Origin of the sequence: Paenochrobactrum glaciei (assembly GCF_039522165.1) — a bacterium.
In the GTDB taxonomy this organism is placed as follows: domain Bacteria; phylum Pseudomonadota; class Alphaproteobacteria; order Rhizobiales; family Rhizobiaceae; genus Paenochrobactrum; species Paenochrobactrum glaciei.
In genome coordinates this window covers 346,603-359,137 of the sequence record NZ_BAAADE010000002.1, presented here as the reverse complement: position 1 = coordinate 359,137, position 12,535 = coordinate 346,603, and the positions used below count along the sequence as shown (strand labels likewise).

General features: G+C 50.2%; 15 protein-coding genes. 4 read left to right on the top strand and 11 right to left on the bottom strand.

Going from position 1 to position 12,535, the window contains the following annotated elements; all coding sequences use genetic code 11:
• Nucleotides 1-49 precede the first annotated feature (49 nt).
• The 3 genes from ABDZ76_RS08040 to ABDZ76_RS08030 all read right to left on the bottom strand — a co-directional run bounded on the left by ABDZ76_RS08040 (nt 50) and on the right by ABDZ76_RS08030 (nt 2,054).
• Entirely contained in the window at nt 50-550 is a 501-nt protein-coding gene (locus ABDZ76_RS08040; RefSeq protein WP_343804127.1) for a hypothetical protein, read from the bottom strand.
• A 128-nt stretch (nt 551-678) separates the two neighbouring features.
• Entirely contained in the window at nt 679-1,557 is an 879-nt protein-coding gene (locus tag ABDZ76_RS08035) for an alpha/beta hydrolase (protein ID WP_374844580.1), read from the bottom strand.
• Between the two features lie 41 nt (nt 1,558-1,598).
• Nucleotides 1,599-2,054, bottom strand: a complete 456-nt coding sequence (locus tag ABDZ76_RS08030; protein WP_343804728.1) for a flavin reductase family protein — start codon at nt 2,052-2,054, stop codon at nt 1,599-1,601.
• Between the two features lie 247 nt (nt 2,055-2,301).
• Here ABDZ76_RS08030 and ABDZ76_RS08025 point away from each other — a divergent pair, with 247 nt between their 5' ends.
• A complete protein-coding gene (locus ABDZ76_RS08025) occupies nt 2,302-3,387 on the top strand; it encodes an ABC transporter substrate-binding protein (RefSeq protein ID WP_343804125.1) in 1,086 nt (361 codons plus the stop codon).
• Here ABDZ76_RS08025 and cbiB read toward each other — a convergent pair.
• From cbiB to cobA, 4 genes are read right to left on the bottom strand one after another with little or no spacing between them, the layout of a single operon-like run.
• Nucleotides 3,384-4,364 (bottom strand): adenosylcobinamide-phosphate synthase CbiB, encoded by a 981-nt coding sequence (cbiB, locus tag ABDZ76_RS08020; RefSeq protein WP_343804123.1) that lies wholly within the window; start codon nt 4,362-4,364, stop codon nt 3,384-3,386. The genes ABDZ76_RS08025 and cbiB overlap by 4 nt on opposite strands.
• A 30-nt stretch (nt 4,365-4,394) precedes the next feature.
• Nucleotides 4,395-5,420 carry a threonine-phosphate decarboxylase CobD gene (cobD, locus tag ABDZ76_RS08015; protein ID WP_343804121.1) on the bottom strand — a complete coding sequence of 342 codons (1,026 nt, stop codon included), beginning with the start codon at nt 5,418-5,420 and terminating at the stop codon, nt 4,395-4,397.
• The gene (locus ABDZ76_RS08010; protein WP_343804119.1) at nt 5,417-6,724 is read right to left on the bottom strand and encodes a cobyrinic acid a,c-diamide synthase CobB; all 1,308 of its coding nucleotides are present in this window, start codon (nt 6,722-6,724) and stop codon (nt 5,417-5,419) included. Before ABDZ76_RS08010 ends, cobD begins: the two co-directional genes overlap by 4 nt.
• Entirely contained in the window at nt 6,721-7,590 is an 870-nt protein-coding gene (cobA, locus tag ABDZ76_RS08005; protein ID WP_343804117.1) for a uroporphyrinogen-III C-methyltransferase, read from the bottom strand. Before cobA ends, ABDZ76_RS08010 begins: the two co-directional genes overlap by 4 nt.
• Nucleotides 7,591-7,703: 113 nt before the next feature.
• On the opposite strand from cobA, the gene ABDZ76_RS08000 reads away from it, so the two are divergent.
• Nucleotides 7,704-8,819: a cobalt-precorrin-5B (C(1))-methyltransferase gene (locus ABDZ76_RS08000; protein ID WP_343804114.1), complete on the top strand. Its 1,116-nt coding sequence runs from the start codon at nt 7,704-7,706 to the stop codon at nt 8,817-8,819.
• On the top strand, nt 8,806-9,570 hold the full coding sequence (locus ABDZ76_RS07995; RefSeq protein WP_343804111.1) for a cobalt-precorrin-6A reductase: 765 nt from the start codon (nt 8,806-8,808) through the stop codon (nt 9,568-9,570). The genes ABDZ76_RS08000 and ABDZ76_RS07995 overlap by 14 nt, the downstream gene beginning before the upstream one ends.
• Here ABDZ76_RS07995 and cobM read toward each other — a convergent pair.
• Genes cobM through ABDZ76_RS07980 form a run of 3 tightly spaced genes read right to left on the bottom strand, consistent with a single transcriptional unit; the run spans nt 9,531 to nt 11,125 of the window.
• A complete protein-coding gene (gene cobM, locus ABDZ76_RS07990; RefSeq protein ID WP_343804108.1) occupies nt 9,531-10,301 on the bottom strand; it encodes a precorrin-4 C(11)-methyltransferase in 771 nt (256 codons plus the stop codon). The two genes, ABDZ76_RS07995 and cobM, sit on opposite strands and share 40 nt — an antisense overlap.
• 9 nt (nt 10,302-10,310) lie before the next feature.
• On the bottom strand, nt 10,311-10,673 hold the full coding sequence (locus ABDZ76_RS07985; RefSeq protein ID WP_343804105.1) for a cobalamin biosynthesis protein: 363 nt from the start codon (nt 10,671-10,673) through the stop codon (nt 10,311-10,313).
• Nucleotides 10,673-11,125, bottom strand: a complete 453-nt coding sequence (locus ABDZ76_RS07980) for a tellurite resistance TerB family protein (RefSeq protein WP_343804102.1) — start codon at nt 11,123-11,125, stop codon at nt 10,673-10,675. The genes ABDZ76_RS07985 and ABDZ76_RS07980 overlap by 1 nt, the downstream gene beginning before the upstream one ends.
• A gap of 149 nt (nt 11,126-11,274) precedes the next feature.
• On the opposite strand from ABDZ76_RS07980, the gene ABDZ76_RS07975 reads away from it, so the two are divergent.
• Nucleotides 11,275-12,060 (top strand): TSUP family transporter, encoded by a 786-nt coding sequence (locus ABDZ76_RS07975; protein WP_343804099.1) that lies wholly within the window; start codon nt 11,275-11,277, stop codon nt 12,058-12,060.
• On the opposite strand, the gene ABDZ76_RS07970 is transcribed toward ABDZ76_RS07975, so the two are convergent.
• Complete coding sequence (locus ABDZ76_RS07970; protein WP_343804096.1) at nt 12,057-12,485, bottom strand: EamA family transporter; 429 nt, start codon at nt 12,483-12,485, stop codon at nt 12,057-12,059. The genes ABDZ76_RS07975 and ABDZ76_RS07970 overlap by 4 nt on opposite strands.
• Between the last annotated feature and the right edge of the window lie 50 nt (nt 12,486-12,535).

Below are 12,535 nucleotides of genomic sequence, written 5' to 3'. Positions count from 1 at the left end.
ATATAAAAAAGGCAGGGAAATCCCTGCCTTTTTGTAATGGAAATATATCTTATTTGGCTTTTGCCTTACCTTTAGCCGAAGCTTTTACAACTTCAGCCTTCTTAGCAGGCGCCTTATTGGCAGCAGCCGCAGCGGCTGCAGCATTAGCGGCAGCCTGATCAGCACTCATTGGTGTTGTATCAACAACAGAGCGAACGGTGCCTTTTGCGGTGACCGAGCAAACAGCGCTACGTAAGTCTACTTTCAAAATTACATCAGTTCCGCCAGCAGCACCGGAGCGTGAATCAACTGCCGAGATTACTTTTTCAGGCAGGAAATATTTATTGGCTGCAGCAGTGATGCAAGGATCAGCCAGTGATGGCTCAACATATTTGGTCACAGGGGCAAAAAAGCCGGATGAAGAAGCTGAACCGGAAATCGGCATCTGGGCCTTAGGCTGTGTCGCGCCTGTCGTTCCTTTAGGTGCGGTTGTTGTTGTACAAGCTGCAACCAAAGGCGCGATCATCGCCAGTATAATAAAGCGGGTTCCGGTGCGGGCGCGACCAAGCATAGCATTCCTCACATAGACTGAAGGGGGCAAAATTTAACTGAAATAACTATTCGCTTTTCTGGAATTGTCGAGTGGCAGGAAGGTCACAGCGCAATATTTAATGCAAAATTGCACAGCTGATTGCCTCTTTATTTCAAAATCCAGTTTAAAATTTCACGCCAGTCCGCCATCCGGATCGGTGTGCCGTGATTGCCGCTTTCAAAGCGACGAAATTGCACCGGATAATTACCAGCCGATTTTTTCAGCTTTTGATAAAAAGCTTCCATATCAGCAACGGCAAAAACCGGATCACGACTGCCATGCGCTAAGAAAACCGGCAAACGACGTTTGAAGCTTGCCGTTTTCAAAAAGCCGTCATCCCATAAAGAGCCAAGCAGTACCAAACCGTTTAAATGCGAAGCAGCCTGTTCATTGGCGGCAATGCGCCAGCACAAGGCACCACCTGCCGAACCACAGGATAAAACCAGCTGTGCCGATGGTGATTGTGATTTGAGAGCGGTAATTAAAGCAGCAATCTGTGCTTCGCCCTGATCGGCAAAATCTTTAAATTCCGGCGTAACGTAAAGCCCGCCATTCTGGCTTGTCAAATATTTGACGCGGTTAAAATTACCACCAAAGGTAAAATCATTCATGCCCTGATGGCGATTACCACCACGTCCGTGCAAATAAATAACAATGAAAGACGCATTTTTCAGCTTACCAGCCGCCATGGCCTTGACGTTGCCGGCCTCGGTTTTAAACACCAGATCCTGCTGATTGGCACGCGCACGCAAGCTGACATAATCATCTTTAACGCGCTTTTCAGGAATGGCATCACGGCCATTAATATCGCGCATCTCATCATAATCAATGACCTGATAAGCGCCGTTATCTTTAGAAGAAATCACTGCGGGATAAGCGAAAAACTCATCTTTATAGGCAGGTAAAGCTGCGGCAGATGCCGTATGCACCAGACCGGCACTGATCAATGCTGCCAGCAAAGTGCTGCGTTTTAAAAATCTTGCCACGGCCTGACCTCCCCCCGAAATATGTCGCAACCCTCTTTTACTTAAAGCGGCAGCGTATGATAGCGGCGATTAAGATAAATCAGCGCTTCTTCATCGGTTTTTTGTGAAACACCAACAACTTCGCCAAACACCACATAATGCGTGGAGTGATCCTGAACGCTGGTGATACGGCAATCAAACGAAGCCAGCGCATCAGTTAAAACCGGCGCACCGGTTACCAATGTCTGCCATTCACCCAAATCAAAACGCTCATCCTGCGACATCTGAAAACGGCCTGAAAAAGCATCCGATAATTTCTGATGGGCGGCTGACAATGTATTGATGGCAAAAACACCATTTTCCATGAACAGTTTGTTATATTCATGCATCTTCTGCAAACAAACCAGCACAGTTGCCGGATTATCCGAAACAGAACAGCACGCCGTCAGGGTAAGACCACGTCTGCCAGCCTCACCATCTGTTGTCACCAATTGTACGGCACCGGCAAAATGGCTCATCGCATTGCGATATGCCTGCGGTTCGACTGCGGTACTTTCCAGACCTGTTACCTTCACGCTTTGCACGTTTTCACCCTGAATATATCAATATGCGTTCAATTTACACCGCTCAATACGGCAATCCATACCAATTGAGCAAGATGTTTCTTGTTATTTTATATGAGGCATTGCACGAAGCCTCTTAAACCGCTACCCACATTTATGTTATTTTCGAGTTTTCAATCGCTTTAAACAAGATCGTTCCACCATGATGTCCGGCTCTGCAAAAGCCCTGATAATAGTGAGTTTTCTGTCTGCAACATTTCATGTGGCAGCGCCTGCACGCGCCGATGAAAATAAAATCGGCGTTGCGGCACCTTTATCCGGTTCTTTTTCAATGCTCGGCGAACAATTGATCAAAGGCGCCAAGCAAGCTCATTCAAACACAGCCTCATTGATCATTGCAGATGATTCTTGCTCGGCTGAAGGCGGAAAACAAGCCGCAGATATTTTTATTAAAGAAAATGTCAGTCTGGTTACAGGCTTTTTATGCAGCGAAGCATTGGAAGCAGCACTACCGCTTTTGCAACAAAACCACATTCCCGTTCTCAGCAGCGGCGTGCAGGAACGCACATTGACGGAAAAAAGAAAACCGGTTTCACCGCCGGTTTTCCGTCTCAGCACCGGCATGGACAAAGAAATTGCCGCTATTGGCTCAGCCCTTGGCAGTCTTTGGAAGCAAGAAGCTTTCGCCGTGATTGATGATGGCACGATTGAAGGGCGTGAACTGGCAGCCGGTGTCTTGCACGCACTGAAAGAGCAACAGCTCGAACCTGTCTTTACCGACACCTATCGCCCCGGCCTTGATAATCAAAGTGCTCTGGTCTCGCGTTTGCGCCGTGCAGGTGCCAGCCATGTCTTTGTTGGCGGACAAGCCGATGATGCAGCAGCGATTGCGCACAGTGCTCAGTCACTCAATTATCTGCTGATTATTGCCGGTGGCTCGCTTTTTAATGCAGCAGCGCCCGATATCAAGCTTTCCACTGATACTTATATGGTTGCGCCGCTCTCGCCGGACAATCTGAAATCAGCGCAGAATTTCAAGCAGGATATGCTCGCGCAAGGCGAAATTGTCGAAACCACACTGACAACCGGTTTTGCCTCGCTGCAAATAGCCGATCAAGCCATTGCACAGGCACAAGCAAAACTTGTCCCGATTGCAGAGATTTTAACCTCCATTGCCTTTGAAACCGTTCTTGGTACTATTCGCTTTAACCAAAACGGCATGCGCAGCGACAATCCAAACCGGTTACATCGTTTTAACGGACAAAATTTCGCGCCGGTTGAAAATTAAACCAACCACGCAACAAGCGCTGCAACACCGATTGCAATGCCCATCACCGTCATTGTGTGCCAGAAAAGCGTTACTGCCGCGGCAATATCATCCGCATTTGCCTCTCTGCGCCCTCCCTCATTAAGGGTCGGGCTTGCAACCAGTTTGCCATAATAGTGGCGTGGCCCTGCCAGCGCCAAACCAAGGGCAGCCGCAAATGCACTCTCCGGCCAACCAGCATTGGGCGAGCGGTGCGAACCAGCATCGCGCCACATCACATGCCAACATTTTTTCGCCTGTGACAAACCACGGGTTACCAAAACTGCGATAACCGTTAAAAATCCCGTGAGCCGCGCAGGGATAAGATTGACCAAATCATCAAATCTGGCCGCAAACCAACCATAATAAAGATAGCGTTCATTCATATGGCCAATCATGGAATCGGCTGTATTCACAAGCTTGTAAACCAGCAGCCCCGGTAAGCCTAAAACCAGATACCAAAAGACTGGTGCCACAACGCCGTCGGAGGCATTTTCCGCCAGACTTTCAATGGCTGCACGCGATACTCCGCCTTCATCCAAGCCTTCCGGATCACGCCCGACAATCATCGAAACCGCGTAGCGCCCTTTCGCCAAGCCACCTTCACGAAGTCCTGTTGCCACGGCCTGTACGTGATCAGCCAGACTTTTTTGCGCCAGAAAAACCATGACAATCAGGGCTTCGACAACAGCCCCTGCAAGACCAGTTTCACGCAAAAATAACTGTACGCCAAAGGCCAGAGCGCCCACCAGCAGCATCAGAAAAATAAAAGAAAATGTGCCGCGCAGACGTAATCTTTGAGGTGATATGCCCTTATGATTAAGGCGCTTTTCAAAAAAGCTGATCAGCTTACCAAACAGCATGACGGGATGCGGAACACGCGCCCACATCCAAGCCGGATCGCCGATTATACGGTCTAAGAAAACCGCAAAAAATAATATAATCAGCTTTAGTTCCATAAGCTTAGCCTTAAACCTTGAATCAAATCTTCAAGCTTTAAATGTCGAAAGAGCATCTTCCAGACGTTTTAAATCAGACTGATCTTTGGCAAGCCCCACCCGCAACCAATTGGGCGCATAATCAAACTTGCGCACCCAAATATGCTGCTCGGCCAAATGCTGCCACAGGGCATAGGCTTCTTCAGATTGCACCAGCGAAAACAAAGCCGTGCCGCCGATTTCTTCCAACTTTTGCCGTGCAAAAACCGCCGACAAACCCTCGCGCCGCTCATCAATACGACGGCGAAAGTTATCCAAACCGTCATGGCTGAACGCGGCCTGTGCAATTGCCAATGCAGGGCCTGAAACGGCCCATGGCCCCAAACGCGCAGCAATCTTTTCTGCGATAGACGGATTGGAGAATGCAAAGCCCAAACGCACACCGGCAAGACCAAAAAACTTGCCAAAAGATTTCAGCACAATCAACGGCTCATGCATGGCATGTGGCACCAGCGATGCCCCTTCATGCACATCGGCAAAAGCCTCATCGACAATCAAAAAGCCCCCCTGACGGCCAAGCTCACCTGCCAGGTTCAATAATTGTTTTGCCGGAATATAACGCCCATCCGGATTATTCGGATTAACCACCACAACAACCGAAACATGTGCCGGAATATCTTCAATGGCGGTACAAGAATGGACATTCCAGCCGGAACGCTGAAAACTTGCCGCATATTCCTGATAGGTTGGCGTTAAAATCGCCATATCGCCGGTATCGGCCAAGAGCGGCATAATCTGGATAAGCGCCTGCGTACCGGGAGCCGCCACCAGTGGCGCGCGCTCATCAGCACCATAAAACCCGCGCGCTGCATTTAAAGCCGCTTGCAGCACATAATCATCCGGCAAACGATGCCATAGGTTCAACGGCAATTCCGGCAGCACAAAGCTTTCCGGATTGATGCCGGTTGACAGATCAAGCCAACCGGAAAACTCACCGCCAAAATGAGCGATTGCTGCATCAATGCCGCCGCCATGAAACACTTTTTCCGGCTCACGACTTATCGCAAATCTGGTCACTGATCATCTCCGGCCAGATCAATCACATGCATGAAAGAACCGGAAACAGAACCAAGCCGCAAACCGGCTGTGCCTAAATCTTCGTCAATCGCATCACTGACATGGAACAAAGGCTCGGCACCACTTTCACGCACAATATTGGCATAGTGGAACTGATGACCGCGCAACTCTGTCTGCCATGGCGCACCGTCCAATGGTTGCAGCTTACGATAGCCTAAGTTGAGACGAGGCTTGGCAAAGCTGGTTTCCAGCGGCAACAGACCCAGCATTTTATGCTTTTTGCCACTTGCATCTTCCAGTGCTTCACCCAGCATCATATAGCCGCCGCATTCACCATAAATCGGCACATTTTCTGCCGCCAGACGATGCATTTCCTGTCTGAAATGCGACGCATTGCTTAACGCTTCAGCAAATAATTCCGGGTAACCACCCGGCAAATAAACCGCATCGCAATCCTTTGCCGGCGCTTCATCTTTCAACGGCGAAAAGAATGTAACTTCGGCACCACGGCGCACCCAGCCATCAATCAGATGCGTATAAGCAAAAGCAAACGCATCATCACGCGCCACAGCAATATGCTGACCTAAGGGCGGCAGACGCGAAACATTGGCCATTGTGCCATGCAAGCGCACGCTTTTCCAAATACGTTCCAGCTGCACAAAGTCCAGACGATCCCGCATCACAGATGCTGCATTATCAATAAACGCATCCAGATCGCCATGTTCATTAGCCTGTACAAGGCCTAGATGACGCTCCGGCAGGGTCAGACTATCAATGCGAGGAATTGCACCGACAACCGGAATACCCAGCGGGCTCAAAGCCTCACGCAGCATTTTTTCATGCCGCGGTGTGCCAACACGGTTCAAAATCACACCGCCAACCATAATGTCGGGGCGGAAATTGGCAAAACCTTGCACCAAAGCTGCAACTGAATGCGACTGACGGGCACAATCTACAACGAGAATAACCGGCAGACCCAGCAATTCGGCCAAATCAGCAGCAGAACCGGTGCCGTCAATAGCGCCGTCATAAAGTCCCATCATGCCTTCAGCGATCAGTAATTTGCCGCCTTCGGTCATGCGCCCTGCCAAAGCGCTGATTAATTCACTACGCATGCCCCAAGGGTCAAGATTAAAGCATCTTGCGCCACTGGCTGCGGCATGAAAAGCCGGATCAATATAATCGGGGCCGATCTTGGCCGGAGCCAACGGCAAGCCGCGATCTTTCAATACGCGCAAAAGCCCTAAAGTTACGGTTGTTTTACCAGAGCCCGAACATGGTGCGGCTATCACAAAGCCCTTCATGCAATTTCTCCCTGTTCATTTTCTCGCGTCTGTATTTCACTCGTTAAAACACGGTCACCGGCAGCGCCCAGCCAGTCAAGGCTTTCACGCAGTTTAACCACCTCGCCCACCACCACAATGGCAGGCGGCTGCAATCCTGCTTCGCGCACTGCGTTTTCTGCCTTTTCCAAGGTGGTTTCCAGCACAAACTGGTTGTGGAGCGACGCATTGCAAACAAATGCCATTGCCTCATCGGCGGCACGTCCTGCTTCAATCAACCGGCGGGTAATTGCGCCAATATGTTTCATCGCCATATACATGACGATCACCGGCGAACCACGCGCAATACTATGCCAATCTATTTTATCCGGCATCACACCATTGGCATCATGTCCGGTTAAAAATGTAACGCTTTGATTAATCGTGCGGTGCGTTGCCGGAATACCGGCATAGGCCAAGCCGCCAATCCCCGCCGTCACACCCGGCACAATGCGAAACCTGATACCATGTTCCACCAATGTCAGCGCTTCTTCAGCACCGCGACCAAACACAAACGGATCGCCGCCTTTCAGGCGCAAAACACGTTTGTTCTGACGGGCAAGCTCCACAAGGCGCAAGGAAATATCGCGTTGCTTTGGCGATGGTTTACCACCGCGCTTTCCTGCATATTCAAGCACCGCATTTTCATTGGCAAATTGCAGGCAGGTTTCATCCACCAAAGCATCGTAGACAATTACATCCGCCTGCTCAAGCGCACGCACGGCATGCAGTGTCAAAAGACCGGGATCACCGGGTCCGGCTCCCACCAGCCACACCTGACCCTTTTCCATTTGCGGCAGCAGATCCTGCCTTGTTTGCTTGTTCATGCGGTCTTCTTCATGCATCATAGAATTTCATTCATATCACTGTTATCGGATAATCAGCGAAATTGAATAGTGAATTGATCACACTTGCATAATTTTTCTCTGTGTCCGGCCAGATAATCGATTATAAGACCTTTATGAGTGACATGACAGAACCAGACAATGAACACGAGCCAGAACAAGATGTACCAGCTTTGCGCAAAGGCTGGACAACAGGTGCTTGTGCAACAGCCGCTACCAAATCAGCTCTCACTGCCCTGATTACCGGCGAATTCATTGATCCGGTCGGTATTATTTTACCCAAAGGCGAAGTGCCTTTCTTTCCGCTTGTGCTGGAAAGTTTGGGCGATGGTTATGCCATGGCCGGTATTGTCAAAGATGCAGGCGATGATCCCGATGTGACCCATGGCGCCACCATCATCTCAACGGTTTTTCCGGCCCCTCCCGGCACCGGTATTATTTTTCAGGCCGGAGATGGTGTCGGCACAGTGACCCGTCCGGGCTTACCGATTCCCCCGGGTGAAGCGGCTATTAATCCTGTACCACGCAAAATGATGACCGAAATTTGCGAGGAAATCTGCGCTCAATATGGCTTGCCTGCTGATCTGGTAATTATGATTTCTGTGCCGGACGGCGAGGAAATTGCTAAAAAAACATGGAACCCGCGCCTTGGTATTGTTGGCGGCATTTCCATTTTAGGCACCACCGGCGTGGTCAATCCTTTTTCCTGCTCGGCATGGATCCACTCCATCCATCGCGGCATTGATGTGGCGCGTGCTGAAAAACAAAACCATGTACTTGCCGCAACCGGTTCCACATCGGAAACAGCAGCACAAGATATTTACAACCTGCCGGATTTTGCCATTTTGGATATGGGCGATTTTGCCGGTGGCGTATTAAAATATCTGCGCAATCATCCGGTTGACAAATTAACGCTTGCCGGTGGCTTTGCCAAACTCACCAAGCTTGCTCAAGGCGCTCTTGACCTCCACTCTGCCCGCAGCCAAGTTGATATGGGCTTCTTGTGGGAGACAGCCGAAGCGCTGGGCGCACCCGATGAAATGCGCGAGATGATTCTATCTGCGAACACTGCACTTGAAGTGCTTGTAATGACTCAGAAGATTGATCTGGGATTGCCGCAAGCAATTGCTAAAAAAGCACAGGAAACTGCTCTCAACACGTTGCGCGGCGCACCGGTTGAGGTCGAGATTATTGTAACAGATCGCAAAGGCACTATCCTTGCCCGTCTCTGATCAAAGCATCCTTTTACTCGGTGGCACCACAGAAGCCGCAGAGCTTGCACAAATCTTAAATGCACAAGGTTTTCCCGTCACCACTTCGCTGGCTGGCAGAACGGCGAACCCCTCACCCGTTGACGGCAATGTGCGCAGTGGCGGTTATGGCGGCGTTGAAGGATTAAGCGCTTATATAACGCAACAAAATATTGCGCTCATCATTGATGCCACCCACCCTTTCGCCAGACAGATTTCAGCCAATGCACAACAAGCAGCCGATCAAACCCGCTGTCCGCTCATCCGGCTGGAGCGTGCAAGCTGGCAACAGCAATCTGGCGACAAGTGGCAGCTTATTCAAAGTGAAGAAGCAGCAGCACGCCTGCTACCTGCCGGTGCGCGCGCATTTTTAGGGCTTGGCCGCCAGCATATTGCGCCGTTTCAAGCCTGTGATGATGTGCATTTCATCATGCGGATGATTGATCCGGCCGAAGTGGCACTCCCACGCCATCACGAGATCATTCTGGCAAAGCCTGCCGATTATGAAGCGGAATATGACCTGTTGCGCCAATACAAGATCACCCATCTTGTCTGCCGCAATTCAGGTGGCAACGCATCTTATGAAAAAATCCGTGCCGCGCGTGACTTATCCATTGAAGTGCTGATGATTGAAAGACCAAAACCTGTTGCGCATCATGTCGTGGAAAGCACTGATGCGGTATTAGCCTTTGTTCATTCGTTTTTCATTTCGGTGCTGCGCAGCACATGCTGATGGCTTTCATGATAAAGCGCTGAATCGCGGAAATTTTTGACATCCAAAGCACGGCCAATAAAAATCATCGCTGTGCGCTTCACACCATGTTCTTCTATTTTGGCACGAATATCAGCCAATGTGCCTTTGATGAACGCCTCATCCGGCCAGCCAACCCGATAAGCCACAATTACCGGACAATCCGCGCCATAAAGCGGCAATAATTCATCTTCGATTTTTGCCAGATTGCGGATCGACAAATGAATAACCAATGTCGCACCGGATTGGCCAAGATTACTGAGCGTCTCACCTTCCGGCATAGCTGAAGATTTCATCGAGGTGCGGGTCAGAATGATCGACTGGTTAACACCTGGAATTGTCAGCTCCTGTTTTAAGGCCGCAGCAGCTGCTGCAAAAGCCGGTACACCGGGTGTCACATCATAGGCAATGCCAAGCGCATCAAGCCTGCGCATCTGCTCTGCCATTGCGCCATAAATAGACGGATCACCGGAGTGGACACGCGCCACATCCAAACCTTTGTCATGTGCCTCGCGCATGGCCTCGATAATTTCATCCAAGGTCAGCGTCGAACTATCAATCAACAGCGCATTTTCTGGCGCACAGGCTACCAATTCTTTCGGCACCAGAGAGCCCGCGTAAATACAAACCGGACATTGCTCAATCAGTCGCTGGCCGCGCACTGTAATTAAATCCGCAGCACCAGGCCCCGCGCCGATAAAATGAACAACCATAATTTCAACTCATCCTGTTTGCGCTAATGCAAATGTTGCATTGGCAAAGCTTACTTTCTCAACGATTAGAACTGCTTGTTTGCCCGCCGCCATGAGAGCCGCAGCCTCCGCAACACCATGACAGCCAATGCGCTTAAACAACTGATCTGACGGATTTTTAAGCCGCTCTGTCATAGTTTCAAGCGCACTTGCTTCATAAAAGAAAACCGGCACCTTGAAAACGTCTTCCAGCGCTGCAATCACCGCACTGCCGCGCTTCGATGCAATGGTGGCAATGCCATCAATCTCATGACCTGCCGATAGCTGACGCGCCAGCTCAACCACTTCAGCAGGCTTTGCTGCACTGCTGAAGCCGATGCCTAATATCACCATCAGCAGCGGTCGCATTTGGAAGCGGCATTTGCTTCCTGTAACTCCTGCGGGCTGACATTGAGAACCTGCGCTACACGACTAATCAATGCTGCTTCCGCTTCATCAAACTCATTATCCGAGCAAGCAACCGTCATTAAATCTCGCAGCAATGCCACGCGGCGTTCCGGTGCCATTTCGGCAAGCATGGCTGCTGCCTGTCGCGTATTGGTCTCATAAGCATAATCTTTGAGATATTCGGTCACTTCCGGCAGCTCTTCGGCGGAAATACCAAAATTGGCAAAAGCGATCTCTTTAAAAGCTGCAATTTCTGCCGGATGCTGATCACCATCAGCAAACACCACATGCATCAGCAACAAAAGCTCTGCTGCCATTGCCGGATCTTCGGCCACCCGCTGCACTGCACTTTTCTTCGACAGAAATGCATAAATCCGGTCAAACAAGCTTTCAGCCATTGTAACGATCCCTTTTGAAGCCATTGCTGGCATGAGTGTTGGCAAGCCTTAGTTCAGAAAACAAGTTCTTTTTTAATTGCAGCGAAACCGCTAAGACAATGCAGGACTAAACACCGCCTTGCCACTTCATTCTTTCTCCGGCTTGCATCATGTTTGAATTTTTCGACCAGCTAACCCTGCTTCTCATCGCCGCTGCATTCATTGCCGGTATTATTGATTCTATTGCAGGCGGTGGCGGCATGATTACCATTCCGGCATTGTTGCTGGCAGGTATCCCACCGGTCGAAGCGCTTGGCACCAACAAGCTGCAAGGTCTTTTCGGCTCCACATCAGCAACCATCGCTTATACGCGCAAAGGCCATATTGATCTTGTATCCCTTTGGCCTGCGGCCCTTATGTCGCTTATTGGTTCAGTGTTCGGCGCACTCCTGGCCACAATCCTGCCTGTCTCCATCATTCGCGGTGCCTTGCCAGTTTTGCTGATTCTGATCGCGCTTTACTTTATGCTGAAGCCCAATATCAGCGATATCGACCGTACCAGCCGGATGAAACCATTTTTGTTCGGCATCACTATCGTGCCGCTGATTGGTTTTTATGATGGTGTTTTTGGCCCCGGCACCGGCTCGCTCTTCATGCTCGCCTTTGTCTCACTGGCCGGTTACGGTATTTTAAAAGCAACAGCGCACACAAAATTGCTCAATTGCGCCTCCAATTTGGGCAGCTTTGTTGCCTTTTCCTTGGTGGTGACAATCAATTGGAAATACGGAATTTTGATGGGAATTGCCCAATTTGCCGGGGCGCAAATCGGCGCTTCACTGGCGATGCGGGTGGGTGCAAAAATTATCAAGCCATTGCTGATTATTGTCAGCCTTGGTCTGGCTATCCGCCTCATGCTGGAAGCGGATAACCCGTTACGCGTCTGGTTGGGTTTCTAAACCCGCAAAGCAACCAGCACCACGCCGCAACCGATCAGCACAATGCCGAGCCAGTTGATCATCGATATGCGCTCACCAAGAAAAACGGCTGCAAAAATAGCAACCAGCACGACCGACAATTTATCAACCGGTGCGACGCGGGCTGCGTCACCCACTTGCAGCGCGCGGAAATAAGCCAGCCATGAAGCGCCTGTCGCCAAACCCGACAGCACCAAAAACACCCATGACTTGGCTGAAATCTCGGCGGGTGATTGCCACTGCCCCGAGACACTTAAAAACACACTCAACGCACCAATAATGACGAAAGTGCGGATCAGCGTGGCGAAGTCGGAATTAACGCCCTGAATACCGACTTTTGCAAAAATTGCCGTAAGGGCCGCAAAAACTGCCGATAAAAGCGCCCAAAACTGCCAGCTATCAACCATTATCATATCCATCATAAAATGCGTTCAAACTTCGCAAAGCTTGAACGCAT

Excerpts from the sequence above, each read along its gene's own strand:
- ABDZ76_RS08040 (WP_343804127.1), bottom strand. The coding sequence starts at position 550 with ATGCTTGGTCGCGCCCGCACCGGAACCCGCTTTATTATACTGGCGATG.
- ABDZ76_RS08030 (WP_343804728.1), bottom strand. The coding sequence starts at position 2,054 with ATGAGCCATTTTGCCGGTGCCGTACAATTGGTGACAACAGATGGTGAG.
- ABDZ76_RS08025 (WP_343804125.1), top strand. The coding sequence starts at position 2,302 with ATGATGTCCGGCTCTGCAAAAGCCCTGATAATAGTGAGTTTTCTGTCT.
- cbiB (WP_343804123.1), bottom strand. The coding sequence starts at position 4,364 with ATGGAACTAAAGCTGATTATATTATTTTTTGCGGTTTTCTTAGACCGT.
- ABDZ76_RS08010 (WP_343804119.1), bottom strand. The coding sequence starts at position 6,724 with ATGAAGGGCTTTGTGATAGCCGCACCATGTTCGGGCTCTGGTAAAACA.
- cobA (WP_343804117.1), bottom strand. The coding sequence starts at position 7,590 with ATGATGCATGAAGAAGACCGCATGAACAAGCAAACAAGGCAGGATCTG.
- ABDZ76_RS08000 (WP_343804114.1), top strand. The coding sequence starts at position 7,704 with ATGAGTGACATGACAGAACCAGACAATGAACACGAGCCAGAACAAGAT.
- cobM (WP_343804108.1), bottom strand. The coding sequence starts at position 10,301 with ATGGTTGTTCATTTTATCGGCGCGGGGCCTGGTGCTGCGGATTTAATT.
- ABDZ76_RS07985 (WP_343804105.1), bottom strand. The coding sequence starts at position 10,673 with ATGGTGATATTAGGCATCGGCTTCAGCAGTGCAGCAAAGCCTGCTGAA.
- ABDZ76_RS07980 (WP_343804102.1), bottom strand. The coding sequence starts at position 11,125 with ATGGCTGAAAGCTTGTTTGACCGGATTTATGCATTTCTGTCGAAGAAA.
- ABDZ76_RS07975 (WP_343804099.1), top strand. The coding sequence starts at position 11,275 with ATGTTTGAATTTTTCGACCAGCTAACCCTGCTTCTCATCGCCGCTGCA.
- ABDZ76_RS07970 (WP_343804096.1), bottom strand. The coding sequence starts at position 12,485 with ATGGTTGATAGCTGGCAGTTTTGGGCGCTTTTATCGGCAGTTTTTGCG.